This window comes from Halobacteria archaeon AArc-dxtr1, assembly GCA_025517425.1.
GTDB lineage: Archaea > Halobacteriota > Halobacteria > Halobacteriales > Natrialbaceae > Halostagnicola.
This window is the reverse complement of the sequence record JAOPJY010000001.1, coordinates 211,817-233,648: the sequence shown is the minus strand read 5'-3', so window position 1 is coordinate 233,648 and position 21,832 is coordinate 211,817. Positions and strand designations below refer to the sequence as shown.

Here is a 21,832-nt window from a genome sequence, read left to right as displayed (position 1 = left end):
GACCGATCTCGCGTCGAGTTACCCCGCAGCCGATATCGGGAGGTCAGTTCCAGGGAGCCATCGCCGGATCGTTGAATCGGTCGATCTCGTCGATAGCGTCGATGGCGGCAACGTCCTCGGACTCGAGGTCGAGCGAGAGCGAGGCCCAGTTGTCCGCAATGTGCTCGGAACTGGTGGCTTTCGGAATCGCGGTGATCCCCTTCTCGCGGAGCCAGGCCAGAGCGACCTGCGCTTCCGAGACACCGTGTTTGTCTGCGATCTCACCGATCGTCGGTTCGCCGAAGAGCTCACCGTGGGCAAGCGGCGAGTAGGCGACGACCTCGACGTCGTGGGCGGCACACGCCTCGCGAAGCTCTTCCTGGGGAAGTAGCGGATGCAACTCGACCTGGTTCGCGAGGATCGGCGCGTCGCACGTCTCCACAGCGACGTCGAGCTGTTCGGGTTCGAAGTTGCTGACGCCGACTGCCTCGATCAGTCCCTCGTCGTAGAGCTGGTCGAACGCCGCGAGCGTCTCCTGGGGATCGTAGGCGCCGGTCGGCCAGTGGACGTACAGAAGGTCGACGTACTCGACGCCGAGTCGGTTCAGGCTCTCACGGGCCGTCTCGAGGACGTCCTCGGGTGCGAGATTTGAGGTCCAGATCTTCGTCGCCAAGAAGATGTCCTCCCGGTCGACGTCGGCGGCGGCGATCCCGTCGCCGACAGCGGCCTCGTTCTCGTAGATCTGGGCGGTGTCGATGTGGCGATAGCCCGACTCGAGGGCGAAACGGACGCTTTCGGCACACTGCTCGGGGTCCGTGTTCTTCCACGTTCCGAGCCCGAGCATCGGCATCCCGTTCGCCAGCGGACAGGCCGCTGCGTCAATCGCCGTCGCAGTGTCGCGTTCCATGGGGCGACCGACGGCCAGCCGTCGAATAGGCGTTTTGGTCGACTCGACTCCTGAGTCACATCAGTCCTCCTCAGCGGTGACCTCGTGATCGCCCTGCTGGCGGTGGCCATGCTTGCGATCGTCGTGCTGGCGTTCACGTTCGAGTCGCTGGCAGCCGACGACCAGCGAGTCGGGGAGCTCCACTGCGTCTGCGTAGAGGGAACGAAAGACGACTGCTACCTCGTCGAATCGGGAGCCACGGACGGCCTCGAAGGGGTCGTCGCGCCACTCGACGAACTTCATCTCGGCGAGCAACGGAAGGTGACGGTGGTATAGCTCCTGTCGGAGCTGTTCTGCGTCGATGGGTACGTTCGGATTGACCGCGCATTCTGGCAGCGGTGCCGGATCACCGTCGGGACGATCCAGCAGGGAGACAACGAGCTGTCGACGAGGCTCTGCGGAGAGGGCTCTGAAGACCTCGTCCCATCGGTCGATGACACGCTGTCCGTTCTCGAACCGTGCCATGGTCATACATGCCACTACACGGGCAAGAACAAAAATATTCATCAACCAATCAATCCGTTGACAACCTACAGCGGATGGGTAGCGCTTCGAAACGCACAAACCGCGACCGGCCGAACTGGCGGGCAATGGAGCCACTCGAGCGGTATCGGCCGATCGTCGACGACTTCGAGGCGTTTCTCGCGGCCTGCGAGCGCCCGCTCGGGTCGGCCGTCCGCGTGAACACGATCAAGGCGACCGCCGAGCGCGCGATGGCAACGCTCGAGGAGGGCGGCGTCGGCTACGAACAGGCCGACTGGAACCCCCGCGTGCTGACACTCGATACTGACTCTCCCGGCTCGACGTGGGCCTCGTTTCACGGCTTTACCCACGGCCAGGAGGAGGTCTCTGCCGTGCCGCCCGTGGTCCTCGACCCGCAGCCGGGCGAGCGCGTCTGGGACTGCTGTGCCGCCCCCGGCGGGAAGGCGACCCAGCTCGCGGCGCTGATGGACGACCGCGGCCTCGTCGTCGCCAACGACAACAATCTGGGCCGGCTCTCGGCACTGCGCTTCAACGCCGAGCGCCTGGGGGCGACGAGCCTCGCGGTGACGAACCGCGACGCGCGGACGTTCTCGCTCAATCCGTTCGACTTTGATGCCTTCGACCGCACACTCGTCGACGCCCCCTGCTCCTGCGAGGGGACGATCCGGAAGAACCCCGACGCGCTCGACAACTGGTCCGAGGGCCACATCTCTTCGGTCGCCGGCATCCAGAAAGGCATTCTGCGGCGGGCGATCCAGGCCACCCGCGAGGGCGGCACCGTCGTCTACTCGACGTGTACGTTCGCCCCGGAAGAGAACGAAGCCGTGGTCCAGCACGCACTGGACGAGGAAGACTGCCGCGTCGTCGACTTCGATCTCGGGCTCGAGCACGCACCCGGGCTCGCGGAGTGGGGCGGCGAAACGTTCGATCCGAGCCTCGAGAAGGCGGCCCGGATCTACCCCCACCACAACGATACCGGCGGCTTCTTCGTCGCGAAGCTGGAGGTGACCGCCTGATGGCGGACGGACGGGAGCCGAACGCAACCGACGGAACGGGGACCGGCGACGAATCCCTCCCCCTCGAACAAAATGACGGTCAGCGCTTCGCCCGCCTCCCCGAGACGCCCACAGACCGGACCGTCGAGGGTCGGGTTAGCCGCCAGGAGGTCCTCGAGTACTTCGAGGACCGGTTCGCCATCGGGCCCGAGACGTTCGCAGAGCACACCTTCTGGGAGAAAGGCGCTGGCAAGATCTGGATCTGCGCCGCCGAACTCCCCACGCCAATCGAGATCGAAGCGATAGGAATGACCTGCCTGCGGACCCGCCAGGAACACTGGAAGCCCACGACCGACTTCGCCCAGCGGTTCGGTCGGGCAGCTGACTCGTGTGTGATCGAGCTCACCCGCGAGCAGGCCCAGCGGTTCGCCGCCGGCGAGGACCAGGAGCTAAAGTGGGACGGCGACTGGGGCTATCTGATCGCCGCCCACGACATTGCCGAAGACATCGAACCGCTCGGCATCGGCCTCTACGTCCACGGCGAACTGCGCTCGATGGTGCCGAAGGGGCGCCAGCGGACGTTGTGATCGACTGCTGCGTTGTCGAAACTTCTGGAAAGAGGGAGTCTCGCGGCGGTCAATACAGGTGGAACAGTAACCGCGATTTGAGATATTATTCCTCGTTCGTATAGATTGTGTGGCCCGGTTGGTCTTCATCTTCGGGCCTGAGGCTTTGGCCGACAACAATGGTCTCGGGAAGTGACGGCCGCGTGATCCGAAGCAGCCGCCGCTCGTAGGTCACTTCCTCTCCGTACGCCATCGTTGAGTGAGTCGTGACATATGTTGTAGTATCGTCACTCACTCCGACGAAGTCAATCGAGAGAGAGGCCGTAGTCGGGAACTCGGCTTGGATCACCAGAAGCGATTCGTCGGTGAAGTCAGTCTCGTCCACGAACTCAATGTCGTCGCCGTCTATGTCATCCTCCTCAGCCCGGCCCTCATCGAACCGCTGCCCATCAATAAGTTGCTCGACATCTTCCTGAGAATTAAACACAATCCCGTACACTCGAATGGAGGGGCGGGCGAAGTCATCGCTTGATTCCGTTCGAGTGAGGGGGACCGGATCGTCCGAGCAGATCCCGCCCGGAACGACCATCTGACCAGGGGTGCAGTAGCCAAATGATCGCTCTTCGAACTCGAGTTGCTCGGCGTCCGACTCGTAGTCAACTTGCGTCGCTTCGACTTCGTTCGCGAACTCGTCCTCACGTAGCTCGTCTTCTATCTGATCAATACACCCACTGATGCTAAAAGCCGCGCCAGCGCACCCTATCGTGAGGAGGTCTCTTCGATCCATAGGCTAGGAACATTCCTGAAGTTGGTTAAAACTCTACTCCAAGTGCAAATTCTGATTATACCTATTGGTCAGTTCGCAACTGTAGTGAGCGGCAGTTCACGAGATCACGGCCGTCAGCCCCCGGTCAACGGATCCTCGAGCGCCTCCTCGATCGGCTCGTTTCCAGCAGTCAGGTCGAACGACGTCCCGTGGGTCGCCTCGATCTCGAGGGCGGTGACCAGCGCCGCGGCAACGTCCTCCCGCGGCACCTCGTCGCCTCGATCGAGGTCGGCAGCGGTCGCGATCTGTCCTGTCCCGGGCTCGTCGGAGAGGGTGGTCGGCCGGACGATCGTGTACGTCAGGTCGGTCTTTCGGAGGTGTTCGTCGGCCTCGGCTTTCGCCTGCAGGTACTCCTGGAGCGCCTCGGGGCTTTCCTCCGGCGTGTCTGCGTTGATCGAACTCAGCATGACGAACCGGTCGACGCCGTGCTCTTCGGCCTGTTCCATCAACCGGATCGCGCCGTCGCGGTCGACGCCCCAGACGTCCTCCCCGCCGGAGCCGGCGGCGAAGACGATCGCATCCTGGCCGCGAACTGCGTGGTCGACCTCCTCAGTCAGATCCGCGACCACCGGCTCTCCGCCGAGCTCCTCGATCCGGGACGCCTGCGAGTCGTCGCGGATCATCCCGTCGACTGCGTGACCGCCCTCGGCGGCGATCCGTGTGACGTGCTGTCCGACTCCGCCGTGCGCTCCCGCGACGAGTACGCGCATGGGTGTTGGGTACGGCGGCGAGCCTGAAAAGCTGCGGGCGACTGCAGGTCGAACGGCGGGACTCCCTCAGGTGTCCGGCGCGTCGACGATCTCCGCCAGCGGCGCGTTGCGCATCACGCTCCGGAGTCCGTTTCGGGCACCGCGCTCGCGGGTGTACCCCTCGCCGCTGGTGGCGATGATGTTCCCGTTTCGGTGGACCAGGCGCCAGCGCCACTCGCCGGCACGGTCCCGGAACACCTCGAACCGGGCGGCGGGCGCCGGCGCCTTCTCCGGTGGGGCGACGACCGCCGGCTCATCCGGATCGCCGAGGGCGGCGTTCCCCGTCGCGTCGTCGGCATCCGCCGACTGTGCGTGTTCGTCGTCCGTTGGGGGTGCAGCGTCCTCGACAGCCCCCTCTACCGAGTCGTCCACCGCGAGCGCCTCGTCGGAGTCGGCAGCGTCTTGCTCCTCGACGATCGCGGTCGGCCACTCCAACTCGATCTCGAGTTCCTGCTCGTCGTCGTCGCCCTCGAACTCGACTTCCAACCCGATCTCCTCGGGGATCGCTACCTCCACGTCGCCCTCGTCGGCTGTCAGTCGGACTCGCCCGTCGACGACGCCCGCTGCCAGCTGGCGGAGCGCGGCCGCCACGTCCTCGCGGGGCACCCGAACGTCGAACTCGTGTTCGTCAACCATCGGTGAACGATCAACGGCCGAGGATAAAGTTCGTACGCTCATCTGCAACCGTTTTTGGGCTAGACGGCGCTGGCCGCAAGCAGCTATCTGACCCACAACCAGGTCACTCGTCAAACACGCCGGTGAGTTCGCGCTGTGCGGTGAGAATCGTGGGATCGAGATCGGTGATGAACGTCCGTTCCTGTCGATCGAGCGCGTGGTGGATTCCGCCGTCGGGGCGGGCGATCAGCGACCGGCCACCGTATCGCTTCGAGCGAGAGTCACCCGTCTCGCTCGTTCCCGTTCGGTTCGCCCCGATCGCCCACCGAACGCCATCGAGTGCGCGAGCGCGAAGCAGGAGACGCCAGTTTTCGCTGTAGGCAGCAGGCCACGCCCCGACGACCACCAGCGCCGTAACGTCCTCGCACGCGAGCGACGCGCTGTCGGCGACGAAGTTGAGATCGTAGCACGTCAACAACCCGGCCGTTCCGATCGGCGTCTCGACGGTGACCAGGTCGCTGCCGGGAGTAAGCACGCTCCGTTCAGTTCCCCAGAGATGACGTTTTCTGTAGACAGTCAGTTCGCCATCCGGGCCGATGTACGCAGTCGCGTTGTAGAACTCGTCGCCAGCGGCCTCAACGAAGCCGACGACGAGCGCCAGATTCCGGTGGTCGGCGATCGATCGGAGGCTGTTGATGGGTGCACTCTCTCGGGCGAGTGCGGTGGTTTCGAGCGGTTCGTCGGCGACGAAGCCAGTGAGCGTGTACTCGGGAAACACCGCGAGGTCGACGTCGTCCTCGAGGGAGTCGACGCACTTCCGGACGCGTGTGAGATTGGCCTCGGTCGCCAGATCGGTGAGTTCCAGCTGGCACACCGCCACAGTCGGTTCCATACGTGAGAGAGTTTCGTAAACCGAATAGATTTTACGGGTTTACGGAATCGTCCCAGTATGGAAACGCGGACCGAATCGGTCGACGTAATCCAGCCGGATCGCATCGTAAACATCACGCGAATGGCGCTGTTTGCCGCGCTCATGGGTGCGTTCGCGTTCGTCTCGTTCCCGTATCCGCTGTCGCCAGCGCCGGTCACGCTGCAGGTGCTCGGTGTCTTCCTCGCTGGAATATTGCTCGGCCCGGTGTGGGGTGCCGGTGCGATGGTCCTCTATCTGCTCGCGGGCGCGGTCGGTGTCCCGGTGTTTGCCGGCAGGACAGCCGGGTTCGGCGCGCTACTCGGGCCGACCGGCGGCTACCTGCTCTCGTACCCCTTCGCTGCGTTCGTCATCGGAGTGCTCGTCCACAGAGGTCTCGAGGTTCGCGAGTATCGCAGGGCAAACCTTCCGGTGCTCGTCGGCGCCATGATCGCTGGGACCGTCGTCATCTACGCCGGCGGCATCGCCGGAATGATGATCGTTCTCGGACTCGGACCGGCGGAAGCGTTCGTAACCGGTGGAATCGTGTTCATCCCCGCCGAGGCGGTCAAAATCCTTGCTGCCATCGGCATCATTCGCAGCGACGATCTGGCCATCCCCGCATGACAGGGGTAGATCGTCGATCGATCAGCAGCCAGAGCCGATCCGGCCACGTAGACGATGACTCCTGAGCGGCATGTACAGGCCTGGCCGGACGATACTGCACCAACTCGATCCGCGGACGAAGCTGCTGGGCCAGATTGGCTTCGCTGCGGCAGCGTTTGCACACACGAATCCGCGCGCACTCGCCGTCCTCACAGTGATTACCGGCCTCGTCGTTTTCGCTGCACGGGTCTCGCCGAGGGGGGTGCTTCGGTCCAACCGGTTCGTGTTCCCGTTTCTCCTCGCAGCGCCGTTGATCGGCGCGTTCACGTTCGGCTCGCCCTGGATACGCCTGTCGGATGCAGTGGATCCGCTGCTCTCGAGCTATCGCGTCCTCCTCGTGTTGGTCGTCAGCGGTGTGTACCTCAGGACGACCGCCGTTCGCGAGTCTCAGGCGGCAGTCGCACGGCTCGTTCCCGGCCGCGTCGGTCGCGTACTCAGCCTGGGCGTCGGGCTCGTCTGTCGGTTTCTGCCCGTATTGCGTCGTGACCTGTTTGCCATCCGCGACGCGATGACGGCGCGCCTGGGCGACCAGCAGCCGATCCGTGAACGGATGCGTCCGGTTGCCACGACGGGGCTCACACGCGCCTTCCAGCGTGGGGACCGACTCGCCCTGGCACTACAGACGCGCTGTCTCTCGTGGAATCCGACGTTGCCAGCCCTGCAGTTTCGGCGAATCGATGCGATCCCGCTCGTCGTGAGTGGGGCGTTGCTCCTGGCGGGCGTGCTCCCGGTGCTACCGGGCTACTGAGATGCGGGGGACTGGAACGATCCGAGCTACTGAAGCAATCCGGCTCACACACCCCAGTATGGATCGTCTCGTCGGCGGCTACGAGGTCCGCGGGGTCCAGGTTGGCCCCGAAACCCGGTGTGCGCACTACGACGGCGAGCGCGACGTGATCGCCCTTCGGTTTGGCTGCTGTGAGGCGTTTTTCCCCTGTCACGCGTGCCACGAGGCTGTTGCCGACCACGAAGCCGAACCGTGGCCCCGCGACCGGTTCGACGAACCCGCCGTACTCTGTGGCAGCTGTGGCACGACGCTTACGTCGACGGCGTACCTCGCCTGCGACCACGCGTGTCCGTCCTGTGGCGTCGCGTTCAATCCGGGCTGTGTCGCACACTACGACCACTATTTCGAGGGCGGCTAGGACCGACGATCCACCCCCGACATCTCGGCCTTCGTTTCCGCCGTCTCCCGTCGACTCTGCGTTTCCCGCTACTGCGATCGGACGGTTCCCCCGGAAAGGCCCTCCCACTCGACGCGGTAGCCCAGCCGAGAGAGGACGGCGCTCGCGTCGTCGATTCCGCTGTCGTCGAGGACGCGCTCGGCCTCGGCGAGCGTCATCCCGTCGTCGATCTCGGCGGCCAGCTCGTCGAGGAGTGCAGGGCGGACGAGGGTGCGCCCGACGCGCTCGTGCGCGGGGAACGCCACCGCCTCGAGAGCCGTCTCGGAGACGCCGCGCTCGGCTGCGAGCGTCGCGAGATCGATCGCGTCAGCCTCGGGGACGAGTTCGTCGGGCAGCGCCGCCGCGCTCTCGGCGACGAGGTCGGCCTCGTACTCCCGGAGGACGGCGGCGACGTCCTTCAGCCGGACTGACCCCGAGTAGGGGATCGCTCGGTGGTCGCGGGCAGCGATCTCCTCGCCGACGCCAAGGCTCTCGTCGACCGCGACGAGCATGTCGACGTCTTCGAGCTTGTCGAGCTGTTCGAGTTTCTTCTTGACGTACTGTGGGGTCCAGAAGCCCATAATTTCGAAGAAGAGTCGAAAGTCGCTGTACTGGTACTCGAAAGCGAAGTCGGGGATCATCACCCGCGTTCCGGTCGCGAGCGGTTCGGGCTCGCGCACTAGCTCCCAGTCTAAGTCGAGGGCCTCGAACCGGCCGGCGAAGTCGGCCTCGACGCCGCTGTCGTAGGAGACGTCGGCGACGGGGTCGGTGTCGGGAACCGCCACCGGATCCGCGTCCGAGAGGGTCATCGTCCGCTCGGTTCCGCGGTCGTCGATCGTCGCCTCGAGGCGCCATCGGTCGGCGGCCGCGACCGTCCGGAGGAGCCGCGCGAACCGGGTGCCGTAGCGTCTGGTCGATCGGAAGAGCCGCGTCGGCCCGGTGACGATCACCTCGCGCTCGCTGGGGAGTTCGGCGTCATCCCTTCCCCCCGTCTTCCGAATCTCGTACATCAGCCGGAGGCGCTTGACCGCCGAGACGAGCGCCTTCGGATCGGTCGATCGCACCCGCACCTCCGTCGCGTCGAACAGTGCCGTCTGGGCCAGCGAGAGGTTGTACTGGGCGACGAGCTCGTCCGGATCCCAGCGCGAGTCGAACGCGGTCAGCACCTGACGCTCCGCTAAGTCGGCGTACAGCGCCTCCTCGAGGGCGTCTGCCGAGAGCCCAAGGGACTCGCCGGCGCGGACGAGCGCCATCGCCCGGTCGTCCGCGGTGACGACGCCGACGGCCTCGGCAGCTTCGAAGGCGGCCCGGCGAGCCCGGACCGGGTCGACCGGCGCGTCGGTCTCGAAGGTCGCCTCGCGCTCGAGCAGGGCGGCGAGACCGCGAACGAGCTTGAAATCGGCGTCTCCGCGTTCGAGGTCGGTCCTGGCCTCCTCGAGCGCGGCCCGCGTCTCGTCCACGTGACCCTGAAAGACCCCGATCGCCCGCGCTGCCAGCGGTCGGTGCTCCCGGCCAGCGAATTGGGGGGCATAGCTCCCACCCGCCCGAGAGACGCACAGGAGGTCCTTGGTCAGCATCGGCTCGAACTGGGGGCGACGGGGGCAAAAATCGTCCGGAGCGTGGGAATCGGCGAGGCGAGTTGCTCGTCCCCATCAGAGAGGAAGACAGATCGTCTTCGAGAACAGACAGTCTTGGCTCCCAATAACCCACGCTTTTGCCGATTCGCGTGGAACGAACCGACCGTCAACGGAGGCTCGTGGTGCAGTTCCCGACACTGCACGCGAACCACGCGACGTGCCTCGATTACACGGACGGCGATCCCCTCGACGACTCAATTCATGGACGACGACTTCCTTCCAATCGACGGCTACGGTGTTATCGGGAACGACAACCGCTGTGCGCTCGTCGGGCAGAACGGCTCGGTCGACTGGTGGTGCGTTCCGCACCTCGAGTCACCAAGCGTGTTCGCGGCGATGCTCGATCCGGAGAACGGGGGGCGGTTCGCGATCCATCCCAGCGGTCCCTTCGAGTCGAGCCACGAGTACGTCGACCGGACGAACGTCTTAGAGACGACGTTCGAGACGGACGACGGGACAGTGGTCGTGACGGACTTCATGCCGACCCGCGCCGACGAAGAGCGCGAGATCTCAGAGCGCGACGGCGACAACGGCGAATCGACGAACGAGCGCCTCCAGCAGGCGATCTACCGCAAAGTCGAGGGCGTCTCGGGAGCCGTCGAACTGGACGTCGTCTTCGAGCCACGGTTCGATTACGCTCGCTCGGAGACCACCCTCGACAAGCCGGACGAGGGCGTGATCGTCGCGACGGAGGCAGATCGAGATGGATCGGACGCCGACGACGAAGGAGGATCAGAAACGGTCGGCGAAGCGGAACTGGGCCACGACGACGGCCGGAGCGCGCTCGCCCTTCATCTCGAGACCGATCTCGAAATCGACGACGGCGAAGTCGCGACGGGGACGGTGACCGTCGACGAGGGAGAGACCTACTGGTTCCGACTGCAGTACGGGACGGCAGACGAGCGGGGAGCCGACGAAATTGGGGGAGCGTCCGCCGGCGCGTACGAGGGTGCGCCAGGAAGTCCGGACGAGTACGAGGAGCTACTCGCGGATACCGTCGACTACTGGCGGGCGTGGCTCGACAGCTGCGAGGAGTCGGCGGCGGATCTCTTCGAGTACGAGGAGGACTGGAGCGACGTCTTAGTGCGCTCTGCGCTCGTGCTCAAGCTGTTGATCCACGACGAGACCGGCTCGATCCCGGCCGCCGCGACGACCTCCCTCCCCGAGGAGATCGGCGGAGAACTCAACTGGGACTACCGGTACAACTGGATCCGAGACGCGAAGTTCACCATCCAGGCGCTACACAGCGTCGGCCAGTCGGCGGAAGCCCACAGCTACTTCGAGTGGTTCCGGGAGATCGGTCACGAGACGCCTGCGGAGATCCAGCCGCTGTACGGTCTCCACGGCGAGGCGGAGATCGGAGAGGAGTTCCTCGACCACCTCTCGGGGTACCGCGACTCGACGCCCGTCCGAATCGGCAACGCCGCGGCCGAACAGGAGCAACTGGACATCTATGGTACGATCATTCAGGGAATCTACGAGACCATTCGATACGAAAACGGCCTCACCGATCGGGACTGGGAGTCGATCCGCGCGCTCGCGAATTACGTCTGCGAGCACTGGGACGAACAGGACAAGAGCCTCTGGGAGTTTCGCGACTTACACGAGCACTTCGTCCACGCCAAGCTACTCTGCTGGGTCGCGCTCGACCGCGCGATTCGACTCGCCGGCCAGTACGAGCGCGACGCGCCGATCGATCGGTGGGAGACCACGCGCTCGACGATTCGGGACACGATCGAGGAGCGCGGCTACAACGAAGAGAAGGGGAGCTTCGTCCAGTTCTTCGGCGCCGAGGACGCGCTCGACGCGACCGCGCTGTTGATTCCGCTCTACGACTTCCTGCCGGCCGACGACGAGCGCGTCCAGAACACGATCGATACGATCATGGAGGAGTTGACGACCGACGACGGGCTCGTCTTCCGGTTCGGGAACAGTCCCGCCCGCCCGCGAGAGCCCGGTGGGTTCGTCCTCTGTTCGTTCTGGCTGGTCGACGCGCTGGTGCTCTCGGGACGCCTCGAAGAGGCCAACGAAATCTTCGAGTCCCTGCTTGAGCACACCTCCGATCTCGGCCTGCTCTCGGAGATGATCCACGCCGACGACGGTACCTTCCTCGGGAACTTTCCGCAAGCATTCAGCCATATCGGGCTGATAAACAGCGCGATATATCTCGCGAGCGCGAGTGATGTAGACGAGTTCCCGCCCGAAGCGCTCGAAGGCGGGGCCGCTGCGCCGCTGTTCAAGCGGCACGGCTCCGAGTGATTCGACTCGGCGTCTGGCACAACCACGGCGGAAAACTAAGTGCTGATCCGTCGCAGATCCGACCGTGATGAGCCACGCAAACGGATCGCGAACCGCTCGCAGCGGACAACGGTCGACTCCGACGGAGGGTCTCGATGACTGAACTCGGCTACCACGTCTCTCACGAACAGTTCGCTCCGAGTGCGGCCCTCGAGTACGTCCAGCTCGCGGACGAGGCAGGCTTCGATCACGCGCTCGCCTCGGATCACTTCCACCCCTGGAGCGAGCGTCAGGGCGAGTCGGGGCTCGTCTGGTCGTGGCTCGGCTCGGCGCTCGAGGCGACCGACCTCAGATTCGGGACGGTCAACGCGCCGGGCTACCGGTACCATCCGGCGATCATCGCCCAGGGGGCCGCGACGCTGCGCGAGATGTACCCCGAACGGTTCTGGCTGGCCGTCGGCAGCGGCCAGCTCTTAAACGAGGGGATCACGGGTACCGACTGGCCCGTCAAGCGCGAACGAAACGCCCGGCTCGAGGAGTGTGCCGACGTCATGCGGCGGCTCTGGGACGGCGAGCAGGTGACCCATCACGGCCGGGTCGACGTCGAGCAGGCGCAACTCTACTCGCGGCCCGAGACGCCGCCGCCGCTGATCGGGGCCGCCCTCTCCGAAGAGACGGCGTCGTGGCTCGCCGACTGGGCCGACGGTATGATCACGATCGCGACGCCAGATCACGAAGACGACGCCGCCCGCGTCGACGCCTTCCGGGAGAAGGCGCCCGATAAGCCAGTCTATCTGAAGGCCCAGCACTCCTACGACGAGAGCGACGACGCCGCCCTCGACGGTGCCTACGACCAGTGGCACACGAACTGCGTGCCGGGAACCGTAACCCAGGAGCTCCGGACGCCCGAACAGTACGACGAGCTATCGGAGACAGTCGACGAGGAACAGATCGAGGCGAACGTCCGCGTCTCCGGCGATATTGACGATCACGTCGAATGGCTCGAGAACGACGTCGAGCTCGACGTGGATCGGGTCTTCGTCCACAACGTCAACACGAATCAAGAGGCGTTCATCGAGACGTTCGGCAAGGAAGTGCTGCCGCAGTTCCAGTAGTGCCCCTGTTTCGAGGGGTCAGAATAGGGGAGATTCTCTTTGGAAGAGGGAGGCCCGTTCCAGTCACTCGTGTGTCTGTTCTACCGACTGAACCGCTGTCGAGTGGTACCAATCCACTGGATATGCTGTGAGCTTTGATTTTTACGTTCGAGAACAAACAGTAACACATGAGCAACCACGTTCTCGTTCCGGTTGATGGATCACCAGCCTCCCGACAGGCAATTGTGTACGCCTCTGAGCAGTTTCCGGAGGCGACGCTGACACTCCTGTACGTGATGGATCCGATGGTCGACTACAGTCGCCGCCGAGCGTCGCCTGGCTACACGGGGGAAGGTGAATTCAAGAACGAGCGTGAAAAGGCCGAACATGTGCTCGAATCAGCTCTCGAGACGCTTCCAGAGAATCTGTCGGTTGATACCGAGATCGAGGCTGGCAGTCCCGCCGAAACCATCATCGGGTACGCTGATGCGAATCCCGTGAGTCAGATCGTGGTCGGGAGTCACGGGAGACAGGGGGTGGCACGGTTCTTGTTCGGCAGCGTTGCAGAGACGGTCGTCCGGCGGTCGGCTGTCCCTGTCACCGTTGTCCGACCAGATGGAGAGCACTCCGATGGGAACTAGCCGGTTGAACGGTTCGAGCTGGGGCAGCTGCGTTCACCGCTCCGTCTGAAGGACGATCGTCTCCAAAACGGTATCGTGTCCTCCCGAGGACGCCCCGACCCGCCTGCGGGTACAGGCCGCCGTGTTTTCCGCATCTCTGTCGTTAACAGAGATGATGACCGGCAAACGTACGTGGGCGATTCCAGAGGGCTACATCCCCGCAGAGAGCAACGGACCCGAGCCGGAGATGGTCAGCCACGAGAGCGTCTGCATCCTCAATACGACAGACGAGGCGGCGACCGTCGAGATCACGGTGTACTTTACGGACCGCGATCCAGTCGGCCCCTACGAGAAGACGGTGCCGGCACAGCGGACCAGACACTTCCGGTTCAACGAGTTCGAAGACCCCGAGGAGATCCCGAGAGGCGAACCCTTCGCGAGCGTCCTCGAGTCGGACACGCCAGTCGTCTGCCAGCACACGCGACTGGACTCGCGCCAGGCCGAGAACGCGCTCCTCTCGACGATGGCGTACGCAGGTGAATAGTCGTGGCCCAGGAACACGAACCGGGCACTGAAAAGCCCGACACAGCGGAGTGGACGAACTGGTCCGGCAGCGTCTCCGCCGAGCCCGATCGGCTCCTCGAACCGGAGACCGAAGCCGAACTCCAGGAAATCGTCCGTCAGTGCGCTGACGCCGGTGAGACCGTCCGCGTCGCGGGCGCGGGCCACTCCTGGACGCCGGTCGTCGAGACCGAGGACGTGATCGTCTCGCTGACGAACATGACCGGCGTCGTCGACCACGATCCCGAGGCGGGGACGGCGACGCTTCTGGCCGGAACCACGCTGGAGGAAGCCGGCACCGAGTTACACGACCGAAACCTCGCCTTCCCGAACCTGGGCGACGTCTCGATGCAGACCGTCGCGGGCGCGTTCGGCACGGGAACGCACGGCACTGGTGCCAAGTTCGAGAATCTCGCCGGCTCCCTGATCGGCGGGCGGATGGTCACTGGCACTGGGGAGATCCGCGAGTTTAGCGCCGAGGAGGATCCCGACCTCCTGCGGGCCGCACAGGTCTCGCTGGGCGCGCTCGGGATCTTCACCGAGATCACGCTCGATCTGGTTCCGACCTACAAGATCCAGCGCCGGGAGTACTGTACGACCTGGCGAGAGTGCAAAGCGCACATCCCGGACCTGATCGCGGAGAACCGCAACTTCGACTTCTACTGGTACCCCCGCTCGAACGAGGTGAAACTTCGCCTGCTGAACGGTCCCGGCGGCGGCACCGACCACGAGGACATCTCGTACGCCACGATGGTCGAAGACCAGACCGGCTGGTGGCAGGAGACGATCCCCGAACACGACGACATCGGCCGCGAGTTCGACGAGATGGAGTACGCCGTCCCCCGCGAGGACGGCCTCGACTGCTTCGCGGAGGTGAAAGATCGCGTCCGCCAGGAGTGGCGCGGCGACGTCGGCTGGCGCATGCTCGTGCGCACCGTCGCCGCGGACGGCGCCATGCTGTCGACGGAGTACGACCGCGACGTGATGACCATCTCGTGCATCCAGAACGCCGAACTCGAACACTGGCCCTACTTCGAGGATCTCGAGCCGCTCTTCCGGGAGTACGACGGCCGCCCGCACTGGGGCAAAAATCACACCCTCCGCGCGGCCGAACTCCGGGAGCTGTACCCCGAGTGGGACCGGTTTCAGGAGATCCGCCGCGAACTCGATCCCGACGGGGTGTTCATGACCGAGTATCTCGAGGAGCTGTTCGAGGGGGACGCCGACGAGTCAACAGTGGACGAACGGGCCAGGGGTGAGGGGGTGTGACCGACTCCGGCGCGGACGCCGACGAGCCGATCGGCCAGACCCGCTGGGAGATTCCGGGCGGACACGTCCCCGTCGACAGCACCGGACCTGAACCGGAGATGATCAGCCACGAGGCACTCTGCCTCCTCAATGCCGGCCCGGAGATGGCCACCGTCGAGGTAACCCTCCACTACGCAGACGGCCGTGAGGCGGGACCGTATCCCCTCACCGTCGCCTCGGAGCGAGTCCGTCGCGTCCGGGTCAACGACCTGATCGATCCGTACGCGCCGCCGCTGGGCCGAGACTGCGGCGCCGTCGTCGAGTCGAACGTGCCGATCGTCGTCCAGTGGGGCCGACAGGACACGCGCCAGACGGAGAACGCGACGCTCTCGACGATCGCGTACGGGGAGTAACGGTCCAGAAATCGGTGACGCCCAGCTCACGTGAGCAGCGTGATCAGAACGAGCAGCGTCGCGACCGAGACGAGCGTCGTGGTGAAGACGTTGAGCGACGCGAACGCCTCGTCGCCCTCGAGTTCGGCCGCGAAGACGTACGTCGAGACGGCGGTGGGCGTCGCGAACATGACGACGCTCGCGGTGAACGTCGCGGCGTCGACCGAGAGTGCAGAGAAGACGATCCACGCGAGTGCGGGCATGGCGACGATCTTCAGTGCGACGACGGAGCCGGTTGCAGCGTAGTCGATTCCCGGCAGGTCGACGTCGAGGGAGGCGCCGACACAGAGCAGGGCCAGCGGCAGCGCCAGCGAACCGACGGCATCGAGCCCGACCGCGACGGTGCCCGGAACGGCGAGGCCGATCGAGCCAATCCCGAGGCCGGCGACCAGCGAGAGCAAGATTGGGTTCGCCGCCAGCCCGCGAAGCTCCTCGGCGAGCTCTGCGTTGGCGCCGTTGGCCGTCGAGAGGACGAGGATCGTCATCGGGACCTGGACAAGCGTCACGACGCCCAGGATGACGCTCGCGATCGCGGTCACCTCGGCGCCGAACGTCGCGGCGACAAGCGGCAGCCCGAGGTAGCCGAGGTTCGAGTGGTACGACTGGACGATCGCGACGCTCCGGCGATCGGCCCCCTCTCGGTCGCGGTTGAGGACCCACGCGAGTGCGGCTGTGGCGAACAGCACGATCAGCAGCCCCGCAACCAGCGCCACCGACAGCAGCTCGCCGATCGCCTGGTCGTAGGTGGAGACGAAGATCAGCGCCGGCAGCGCGACGTAGTAGGCGACGGCGTTCAGCCGGTCGGTGCGCCGCGCATCGAGGATTCCTGACACGCGAAGTCCCGTCCCGAGGAGAAGCACGACGAGCAGCACCAGCAGCCTGAGGAGAACGCCGACGTCGAGCCCGAGATCCATACCGAACCCGACTCGCCGCGAACGGTTGTACCACCGGGCTGGCTATGACGGCGTGGGTCCCATCGGGCGATTTGACCGAATCGAGCCCGCTGCGAGACGACGCGGCCAATCGGCCCGCCGCGTGACCGCGAATCCACTCGCGCCGCGTGACCGCGACTCCGCTCGCTCCGCGCTACGCCGACCCGTTCCGGCGCCGGTCTGCAGTTCGTTCCTCGCTCGTCTCCCGGCTGACGACCTCGTAGAGCAGCGCCCGGCCTCCGTCGGCCTTCGGGCGGAGAATCCGTCCGAGGCGCTGGGTGAACTCGCGCTCGCTACCGCTGCCCGAGAGGACGACCGCGATCGAAGCGTCGGGGACGTCGACGCCCTCGTCCAACACGTTCGAGGTCGCAACGCGGCTATAGGTCCCCTCACGAAACCGCTGTAGGATCTCCCGGCGCTCGGCGGCGCCCGTCTGGTGGGTGATCGTTGGGATCAGAAAGCGCTCGCTGACGTCGTAGGCGAGGTCGTTGTGGGCGGTGAAGACGATCGTCCGGTCGTCGGGGTGGTCCGCGAGGATCTCGCCGAGCGCGTCGACCTTGGCTTCGCTCCCGTGGACGATCGACCGGGCGCGCTGGCGCGCCAGGAGCGCCTCGCGGGCCCGCGGGTCGCTCCCGGAGCGCTTGACGAGTTCCTGATAGTCCGAACCGCTTCGCATGCTGATGTTCGACGTCGCCAGGTAGTCTGCGAACACCTCCTGGTTTCGGTCGTAGACCTCGCGTTCGTCGGGCGTCAACGACACCTCGAGGCGCTTGACGTCGTAGGGGGCGAGATGCTCGCCCGCCAGTTCGTCGGCGTCGACGCGGTGGACGAGCGGCCCGACCAGTTTCGTGATTGTCTCGTGGGCGCCGTCGGGGCGCTCGAACGTCGCCGTCAGTCCGAGTCGGGCCGGTGCGGCCAGTAGACGGGCGATCTCGCGATAGCCTTCGCCACCTACGTGATGCGCCTCGTCGAAGACGACGAGGCCGAACCGGTCGCCGACCGCGTCGGCCTTGAGGTACGCCGAGTCGTACGTCGAGACCGTGATCGGCTCGAAGCGCTGCTCGCCGCCGCCGAAGCGGCCGATCGGCACATCGAACTCGCGCTCAAGTTCGCGTTGCCACTGTTCCAGAAGGTCGATCGTCGGGACCACGACGAGCGTCGGCACCGAGAGACGTTCGATCGCCTTCAGTGCGATCACCGTCTTTCCGCTGCCCGTCGGCAGTTCGAGGACGCCGGCGGGAGCTGCGGGAACCGGGGAGGGGGAATCCGCAAAGGGGACCCACCGATCGGTCTCGAGCCAGGCGTCTATCGCCGTTTGTTGGTAGTCGCGCAGCTCGTAGGCTGACTCGAGGGTGGGCAAGGATTCGAGATCGAGCGTGCGGTCGTCGACTCCAGCCCCTGCACGCTGGAGAGCGGCCCGTACCTCGGCGTACCGGAACGCGGGGACGCGGTGGGTGTCGGTGCGCGGATCGTAGGTGAGATCGGCGACTCCGAACGTAGTCGCGTCGAACGGCGGCTCCGTCGTAGTCTCTGCATCGGTGCCGTCCCCGGCCGTGATCCGGACGGTCCCGTCCTCGTAGGCGAGCGCGACGGAACCGGACTGAGACGTCATCGTTCCCAGGTCGCGCCGGGAGCCACATATACTGTCCGGAGGGCGCGTATCTCAACCCTTTTATCAGCCCTGTGCCTTGGCTGGAACATGAGCGAAGACGAGGCCACGAACCCGGACGCGGCGGATGGTTCGTCCGTGGAAGCACCCGAGAACGAGTCCGACCGCATAACCGACTCTGACGCCCCGGAGGAGGCGGCTCCGGCGGCGGAGAACGTCGAGCAGGACGGCGAAGAAGTTGGCGACGAGGGCGACGCCGTCGCGGGCGACGAGTCAGTTGCGGAACTCAACGCGGCGATCGAGGAGCGCGACGACCAGATCGCCGAGTATCAAGAGCGTATCGAGGAGCTAGAGGGGAAGCTCGCACGCAAGCAGGCCGACTTCCAGAACTACAAGAAGCGCGCAAAAAAGCGCCAGCAGCAGATCAAGGATCGAGCGACGGAGGACCTTGTCTCCCGGCTGCTCGGCGTTCGCGACAATCTCACTCGGGCGTTAGAAGAGGAACACGGGAGCGTCGAGGACTTGCGCGAGGGCGTCGAGATGACGCTTCGAGAGTTCGACCGCGTGCTGGCCGACGAGGACGTCGCGGAGATCAGCCCCGAACCCGGCTCGGAGGTCGACCCCCAGCGCCACGAGGTGATGGCCCGCGTCGACAGCGACGAGCCGGAGGGGACGATCGCCAGCGTGTTCACGCCGGGGTACCGGATGGGCGAGAAGGTCGTCCAGAACGCCCAGGTGACCGTTTCGAACGGCGAACTCGCCGATGCGGAGCCCAGCGACGAGACGGCTGCTGATGCCGAGTCCGCAGCGGGAGAGGCCGAGGCAACGAGTGACGCTGACGAGGAGTAACGGCTGGATCTCTCTGTACTCAACAACGACGGTTCGGGAAAGTCCGGTAACCGTTGGCTCGGTTCCCAGTGTTGGTTCCAGATCCGAAGCGACCGCCTTCTTCGATACTGGTCAGGTCGCTCAGACGGCTCAAATCGTTGGGTACCGGGCTTCGAGCATTCATCAACCGGCACCTGCAAGTGGTAGCACTATTATCGATATCGTCGTTCATGACAGGTGCATGACTGGAGAAGACATGAGCCGGCGGCGAATTATTCAGATCGGTGGCGGCCTCGTAGTGGCGAGTGGTCTCGGAAGTGCCACGGCTGCCGCGAGTGATCACGAAGCGAACGACCAGCCGACCGATACCGCGGTCCAAACTCGAAGTGCACACCTCTCACCCGATGCACCCAACATCGACGTCTACGTCGATGGAGAGTTGGTCCGCGAGGACATTGCGTACGGGACGGTCACCGACTACCGCGACCTGGAGCCCGACACGTACACGATCCAGGTCGTTCCCGTCGGCGAAGACCCGGCCGAAGCAGTGCTCGAAGAGACCGTCGAACTCGGCGAGGTGGACTCCACCCTCGCGGCAATCGGCGAAGTGGCCGCCGAGAATCAGCCCCTCGAAGCGCTGATACTCGAGGACGACAACAGCCCGGTCGATGCGGATACTGCCCGCGTTCGCGTCGTCCACGCCGCACCCGACGCGCCTGCGGTGGACGTCGTTGCCGGTGACAACGGGGACGCGCTGTTCGAGAACGTCGCGTTCGGCGAATCCGGCTACATCGAAGTCCCGGAAGGCGAGTATCCGATCGCCATCTATCCTGCGGGCGACCGAGAGACCAGCGTCTTCGACATCGACGTTTCCCTCGCCGGAGGGACCGTCTACTCCGCGTTCGCGATTGGCTACCTCGAGCCGGAGGCAGCACCCGCCGATGAACCGTTCGAGATCCTCCTCACGGAGGATGCTCTTCCGGACGACGAGGACGTTGAGCCGGAGGAAGAGACGCCTGAAGAAGACGAACCGGAGAAAGAGCATGAAGAGGAGCCGAAAGAAGACGAACCGGAGAAAGACGAGAAAGACTGCGAGAAGGACGAGAAAGAGAAGAAGGCTACGTTTTAGTTAGGATGAAGGTATAGTAGCCACTGAAAGTCATTGCACACTCGACCGCCAGACTGATCGGCGATCAGTGTGTGAATTGTTTCAGTTGTTACTATAGAAGGCCTCACTCCTCCGCAGGGACGACTTCGGGCATGTCGTAGGACCCGTCGACCAGCGACCAGTGTGGGCCGTAGAATCGCGCTGTGTAGCGCATGCCCCCTTCAGGAGCTGGCAGCCAGTTCGTCGCCTGCTCGGGATCGTCCGGTTCCTCGTGTTGCACGTAAATGACGAGTTCGTCACCGTCGGTGTGCAACAGCCCTTCTTCGAGCATGTAGCTGTTGATGCTGTACCGGTCGAGGTCGTTTTCGACGAAGTAGCCCTGCGCATCGTAGATCGGGACCTCCCAGAACTCGGTGACTGGTGGCAAGTCATCGAGGTCGAACGTGATGGTGTACCGGTTCGACCCATCCAGTGGGTCGCCGTTCGCGTCAGTAAATATGATCCCACCGACGTGAGACGCGGGCGAGTCGGGGCCCGCGAAGCCGAAGTCGGCCATGGCAGCCCGGGTCAACCAGTCGGTTCTGAAGTCCCCCGTGTTCTGAAGAACGTTCCAGCCGTTCATGTCAACCATGATGTCGCTGTTACCTTCCACGACGGCGGCTCTGACGCGCTCGAACCCGTTCTCGAATCCATTAGTCAGCGCCTCCTGTACGTCAGTCTCGAGGGCGGACCAGTCGAACTCCAGACCCGGGCCGATTCCGACCTGCTCCAGCCGCTCGAGCATCGCAGCCTCCTTTCGGGAGTCGTCGATGAGCGGCATGCTCGGGTCGTTCAGGACGAGGTTGAGGAGGGTGAAGAAGTCCGCTGCCGTCTGATTTTCGACCTGCTGTGCTGTGAGCTCCGCCATTCGCGGGATCGTCTCGTAGTCGCCGGGGACGACTGACTGTTCCACCCGCGGCACGCCCGAGCGGTCGTTTTCGAGCCACTCGCTGAGCGGGGTGATGGTCGTCTGCTCCTGCAGGTCGTTGATGTACGCAATTTCGGATTCGTCCGTGGGGTCGCGAAGCGCGTACCGGAGTTCGGTTGCCAGGGTATTCGTCCCTGCGTGAACAACGTCTGTCGCGGCGAAGTCGCCTGGAATCTCGCCTTCGTAGTCGTACGGCAGGATCAGGTATGATCGCGCGTCAGTGCCGTTGAACTGATTCCCGGCGTAGAGGGGAAAGATTCCGTACTGATTCATCAACTGTAGCGAGAAGTAGCGGTCGGTGACTTCGGGCATCTCGATGACGATGGGTTCGTCCTGCAGGTCGAGAAAGCCCATTCCATAGAGGGTGGTGGCGTTCGGAGTGACGACAGCCGTGAAGTCAGCCGTTATCGGTCGCCCCTCGTTGGGGTAGTACAATCGATCGACGCCCACGAAGAAGTCGCTGTCCTCGTTCTGCGTGTAGTTGAAGCGCGTCACGTAGTAGATGACCTGTTGGAGTCCGTAGCGGTACGCGTCTTCTGCGATCGATGCTATACTGCTAGCCGTATCGCTGTCCTGACTACCTTCTGACGTCGTGCGGTTTGTTTCGTTGCTCATGGCTCATGGCTCATGCCTCTCTGAGTGG

Annotated in this window: 23 protein-coding genes; 13 read left to right on the top strand and 10 right to left on the bottom strand. The window is 64.7% G+C overall.

Annotated features, from left to right (window positions below; genetic code table 11):
- Positions 1–43: 43 nt before the first annotated feature.
- On the bottom strand, positions 44–886 hold the full coding sequence (locus OB905_01190) for an aldo/keto reductase (GenBank protein MCU4924601.1): 843 nt from the start codon (positions 884–886) through the stop codon (positions 44–46).
- 60 nt (positions 887–946) lie between these two features.
- Positions 947–1,396, bottom strand: coding sequence for a hypothetical protein (locus tag OB905_01185; protein MCU4924600.1), 450 nt, complete (start codon positions 1,394–1,396; stop codon positions 947–949).
- Positions 1,397–1,515: 119 nt separating this feature from the next.
- Here OB905_01185 and OB905_01180 point away from each other — a divergent pair, with 119 nt between their 5' ends.
- Together OB905_01180 and OB905_01175 are read left to right on the top strand one after the other, a co-directional pair.
- On the top strand, positions 1,516–2,424 hold the full coding sequence (locus tag OB905_01180; protein ID MCU4924599.1) for an RsmB/NOP family class I SAM-dependent RNA methyltransferase: 909 nt from the start codon (positions 1,516–1,518) through the stop codon (positions 2,422–2,424).
- Positions 2,424–2,990: a hypothetical protein gene (locus OB905_01175; protein MCU4924598.1), complete on the top strand. Its 567-nt coding sequence runs from the start codon at positions 2,424–2,426 to the stop codon at positions 2,988–2,990. The genes OB905_01180 and OB905_01175 overlap by 1 nt, the downstream gene beginning before the upstream one ends.
- Before the next feature lie 85 nt (positions 2,991–3,075).
- Here OB905_01175 and OB905_01170 read toward each other — a convergent pair whose 3' ends face one another.
- The 4 genes from OB905_01170 to OB905_01155 all read right to left on the bottom strand — a co-directional run bounded on the left by OB905_01170 (position 3,076) and on the right by OB905_01155 (position 6,051).
- The gene (locus tag OB905_01170) at positions 3,076–3,756 is read right to left on the bottom strand and encodes a hypothetical protein (GenBank protein ID MCU4924597.1); all 681 of its coding nucleotides are present in this window, start codon (positions 3,754–3,756) and stop codon (positions 3,076–3,078) included.
- Between the two features lie 113 nt (positions 3,757–3,869).
- On the bottom strand, positions 3,870–4,505 hold the full coding sequence (locus tag OB905_01165) for an SDR family oxidoreductase (GenBank protein MCU4924596.1): 636 nt from the start codon (positions 4,503–4,505) through the stop codon (positions 3,870–3,872).
- A gap of 66 nt (positions 4,506–4,571) precedes the next feature.
- Positions 4,572–5,180: a DUF1508 domain-containing protein gene (locus tag OB905_01160; GenBank protein MCU4924595.1), complete on the bottom strand. Its 609-nt coding sequence runs from the start codon at positions 5,178–5,180 to the stop codon at positions 4,572–4,574.
- A 103-nt stretch (positions 5,181–5,283) separates the two neighbouring features.
- Positions 5,284–6,051: a carbon-nitrogen hydrolase family protein gene (locus tag OB905_01155; GenBank protein ID MCU4924594.1), complete on the bottom strand. Its 768-nt coding sequence runs from the start codon at positions 6,049–6,051 to the stop codon at positions 5,284–5,286.
- 57 nt (positions 6,052–6,108) lie between these two features.
- Here OB905_01155 and OB905_01150 point away from each other — a divergent pair, with 57 nt between their 5' ends.
- From OB905_01150 to OB905_01140, 3 genes are all read left to right on the top strand, one after another.
- On the top strand, positions 6,109–6,693 hold the full coding sequence (locus OB905_01150; GenBank protein MCU4924593.1) for a biotin transporter BioY: 585 nt from the start codon (positions 6,109–6,111) through the stop codon (positions 6,691–6,693).
- Between the two features lie 70 nt (positions 6,694–6,763).
- Complete coding sequence (locus OB905_01145) at positions 6,764–7,480, top strand: energy-coupling factor transporter transmembrane protein EcfT (protein ID MCU4924592.1); 717 nt, start codon at positions 6,764–6,766, stop codon at positions 7,478–7,480.
- Positions 7,481–7,538: 58 nt separating this feature from the next.
- Positions 7,539–7,877 carry a CHY zinc finger protein gene (locus OB905_01140; GenBank protein MCU4924591.1) on the top strand — a complete coding sequence of 113 codons (339 nt, stop codon included), beginning with the start codon at positions 7,539–7,541 and terminating at the stop codon, positions 7,875–7,877.
- Between the two features lie 68 nt (positions 7,878–7,945).
- Here the strand turns inward: OB905_01140 and OB905_01135 are convergent, their stop codons facing one another.
- The gene (locus OB905_01135; protein ID MCU4924590.1) at positions 7,946–9,472 is read right to left on the bottom strand and encodes a DUF790 family protein; all 1,527 of its coding nucleotides are present in this window, start codon (positions 9,470–9,472) and stop codon (positions 7,946–7,948) included.
- Positions 9,473–9,733: 261 nt separating this feature from the next.
- Here OB905_01135 and OB905_01130 point away from each other — a divergent pair, with 261 nt between their 5' ends.
- The 6 genes from OB905_01130 to OB905_01105 all read left to right on the top strand — a co-directional run bounded on the left by OB905_01130 (position 9,734) and on the right by OB905_01105 (position 15,706).
- On the top strand, positions 9,734–11,791 hold the full coding sequence (locus OB905_01130) for a glycoside hydrolase family 15 protein (protein ID MCU4924589.1): 2,058 nt from the start codon (positions 9,734–9,736) through the stop codon (positions 11,789–11,791).
- Positions 11,792–11,925: 134 nt separating this feature from the next.
- On the top strand, positions 11,926–12,885 hold the full coding sequence (locus OB905_01125; GenBank protein MCU4924588.1) for a TIGR03885 family FMN-dependent LLM class oxidoreductase: 960 nt from the start codon (positions 11,926–11,928) through the stop codon (positions 12,883–12,885).
- Between the two features lie 167 nt (positions 12,886–13,052).
- Positions 13,053–13,505: a universal stress protein gene (locus tag OB905_01120; protein MCU4924587.1), complete on the top strand. Its 453-nt coding sequence runs from the start codon at positions 13,053–13,055 to the stop codon at positions 13,503–13,505.
- A gap of 154 nt (positions 13,506–13,659) precedes the next feature.
- Positions 13,660–14,028 carry a sensory rhodopsin transducer gene (locus OB905_01115; protein ID MCU4924586.1) on the top strand — a complete coding sequence of 123 codons (369 nt, stop codon included), beginning with the start codon at positions 13,660–13,662 and terminating at the stop codon, positions 14,026–14,028.
- Between the two features lie 2 nt (positions 14,029–14,030).
- Entirely contained in the window at positions 14,031–15,314 is a 1,284-nt protein-coding gene (locus tag OB905_01110; GenBank protein MCU4924585.1) for an FAD-binding protein, read from the top strand.
- A complete protein-coding gene (locus OB905_01105) occupies positions 15,311–15,706 on the top strand; it encodes a sensory rhodopsin transducer (protein MCU4924584.1) in 396 nt (131 codons plus the stop codon). Before OB905_01110 ends, OB905_01105 begins: the two co-directional genes overlap by 4 nt.
- Positions 15,707–15,732: 26 nt before the next feature.
- On the opposite strand, the gene OB905_01100 is transcribed toward OB905_01105, so the two are convergent.
- Together OB905_01100 and OB905_01095 are read right to left on the bottom strand one after the other, a co-directional pair.
- Positions 15,733–16,659 carry an AEC family transporter gene (locus OB905_01100; protein ID MCU4924583.1) on the bottom strand — a complete coding sequence of 309 codons (927 nt, stop codon included), beginning with the start codon at positions 16,657–16,659 and terminating at the stop codon, positions 15,733–15,735.
- Positions 16,660–16,831: 172 nt separating this feature from the next.
- Entirely contained in the window at positions 16,832–18,289 is a 1,458-nt protein-coding gene (locus OB905_01095; GenBank protein MCU4924582.1) for a DEAD/DEAH box helicase family protein, read from the bottom strand.
- Positions 18,290–18,376: 87 nt separating this feature from the next.
- On the opposite strand from OB905_01095, the gene OB905_01090 reads away from it, so the two are divergent.
- Together OB905_01090 and OB905_01085 are read left to right on the top strand one after the other, a co-directional pair.
- Positions 18,377–19,135, top strand: coding sequence for a nucleotide exchange factor GrpE (locus OB905_01090; GenBank protein ID MCU4924581.1), 759 nt, complete (start codon positions 18,377–18,379; stop codon positions 19,133–19,135).
- A gap of 220 nt (positions 19,136–19,355) precedes the next feature.
- Positions 19,356–20,243, top strand: coding sequence for a DUF4397 domain-containing protein (locus tag OB905_01085; protein MCU4924580.1), 888 nt, complete (start codon positions 19,356–19,358; stop codon positions 20,241–20,243).
- Positions 20,244–20,346: 103 nt separating this feature from the next.
- Here OB905_01085 and OB905_01080 read toward each other — a convergent pair whose 3' ends face one another.
- On the bottom strand, positions 20,347–21,804 hold the full coding sequence (locus tag OB905_01080) for a DUF1214 domain-containing protein (GenBank protein MCU4924579.1): 1,458 nt from the start codon (positions 21,802–21,804) through the stop codon (positions 20,347–20,349).
- Positions 21,805–21,832: the final 28 nt, after the last annotated feature.

Excerpts from the sequence above, each read along its gene's own strand:
- OB905_01190 (MCU4924601.1), bottom strand. The coding sequence starts at position 886 with ATGGAACGCGACACTGCGACGGCGATTGACGCAGCGGCCTGTCCGCTG.
- OB905_01185 (MCU4924600.1), bottom strand. The coding sequence starts at position 1,396 with ATGACCATGGCACGGTTCGAGAACGGACAGCGTGTCATCGACCGATGG.
- OB905_01180 (MCU4924599.1), top strand. The coding sequence starts at position 1,516 with ATGGAGCCACTCGAGCGGTATCGGCCGATCGTCGACGACTTCGAGGCG.
- OB905_01175 (MCU4924598.1), top strand. The coding sequence starts at position 2,424 with ATGGCGGACGGACGGGAGCCGAACGCAACCGACGGAACGGGGACCGGC.
- OB905_01170 (MCU4924597.1), bottom strand. The coding sequence starts at position 3,756 with ATGGATCGAAGAGACCTCCTCACGATAGGGTGCGCTGGCGCGGCTTTT.
- OB905_01165 (MCU4924596.1), bottom strand. The coding sequence starts at position 4,505 with ATGCGCGTACTCGTCGCGGGAGCGCACGGCGGAGTCGGACAGCACGTC.
- OB905_01160 (MCU4924595.1), bottom strand. The coding sequence starts at position 5,180 with ATGGTTGACGAACACGAGTTCGACGTTCGGGTGCCCCGCGAGGACGTG.
- OB905_01155 (MCU4924594.1), bottom strand. The coding sequence starts at position 6,051 with ATGGAACCGACTGTGGCGGTGTGCCAGCTGGAACTCACCGATCTGGCG.
- OB905_01150 (MCU4924593.1), top strand. The coding sequence starts at position 6,109 with ATGGAAACGCGGACCGAATCGGTCGACGTAATCCAGCCGGATCGCATC.
- OB905_01145 (MCU4924592.1), top strand. The coding sequence starts at position 6,764 with ATGTACAGGCCTGGCCGGACGATACTGCACCAACTCGATCCGCGGACG.
- OB905_01140 (MCU4924591.1), top strand. The coding sequence starts at position 7,539 with ATGGATCGTCTCGTCGGCGGCTACGAGGTCCGCGGGGTCCAGGTTGGC.
- OB905_01135 (MCU4924590.1), bottom strand. The coding sequence starts at position 9,472 with ATGCTGACCAAGGACCTCCTGTGCGTCTCTCGGGCGGGTGGGAGCTAT.
- OB905_01130 (MCU4924589.1), top strand. The coding sequence starts at position 9,734 with ATGGACGACGACTTCCTTCCAATCGACGGCTACGGTGTTATCGGGAAC.
- OB905_01125 (MCU4924588.1), top strand. The coding sequence starts at position 11,926 with ATGACTGAACTCGGCTACCACGTCTCTCACGAACAGTTCGCTCCGAGT.
- OB905_01120 (MCU4924587.1), top strand. The coding sequence starts at position 13,053 with ATGAGCAACCACGTTCTCGTTCCGGTTGATGGATCACCAGCCTCCCGA.
- OB905_01115 (MCU4924586.1), top strand. The coding sequence starts at position 13,660 with ATGACCGGCAAACGTACGTGGGCGATTCCAGAGGGCTACATCCCCGCA.
- OB905_01100 (MCU4924583.1), bottom strand. The coding sequence starts at position 16,659 with ATGGATCTCGGGCTCGACGTCGGCGTTCTCCTCAGGCTGCTGGTGCTG.
- OB905_01095 (MCU4924582.1), bottom strand. The coding sequence starts at position 18,289 with ATGACGTCTCAGTCCGGTTCCGTCGCGCTCGCCTACGAGGACGGGACC.
- OB905_01090 (MCU4924581.1), top strand. The coding sequence starts at position 18,377 with ATGAGCGAAGACGAGGCCACGAACCCGGACGCGGCGGATGGTTCGTCC.
- OB905_01085 (MCU4924580.1), top strand. The coding sequence starts at position 19,356 with ATGACTGGAGAAGACATGAGCCGGCGGCGAATTATTCAGATCGGTGGC.
- OB905_01080 (MCU4924579.1), bottom strand. The coding sequence starts at position 21,804 with ATGAGCAACGAAACAAACCGCACGACGTCAGAAGGTAGTCAGGACAGC.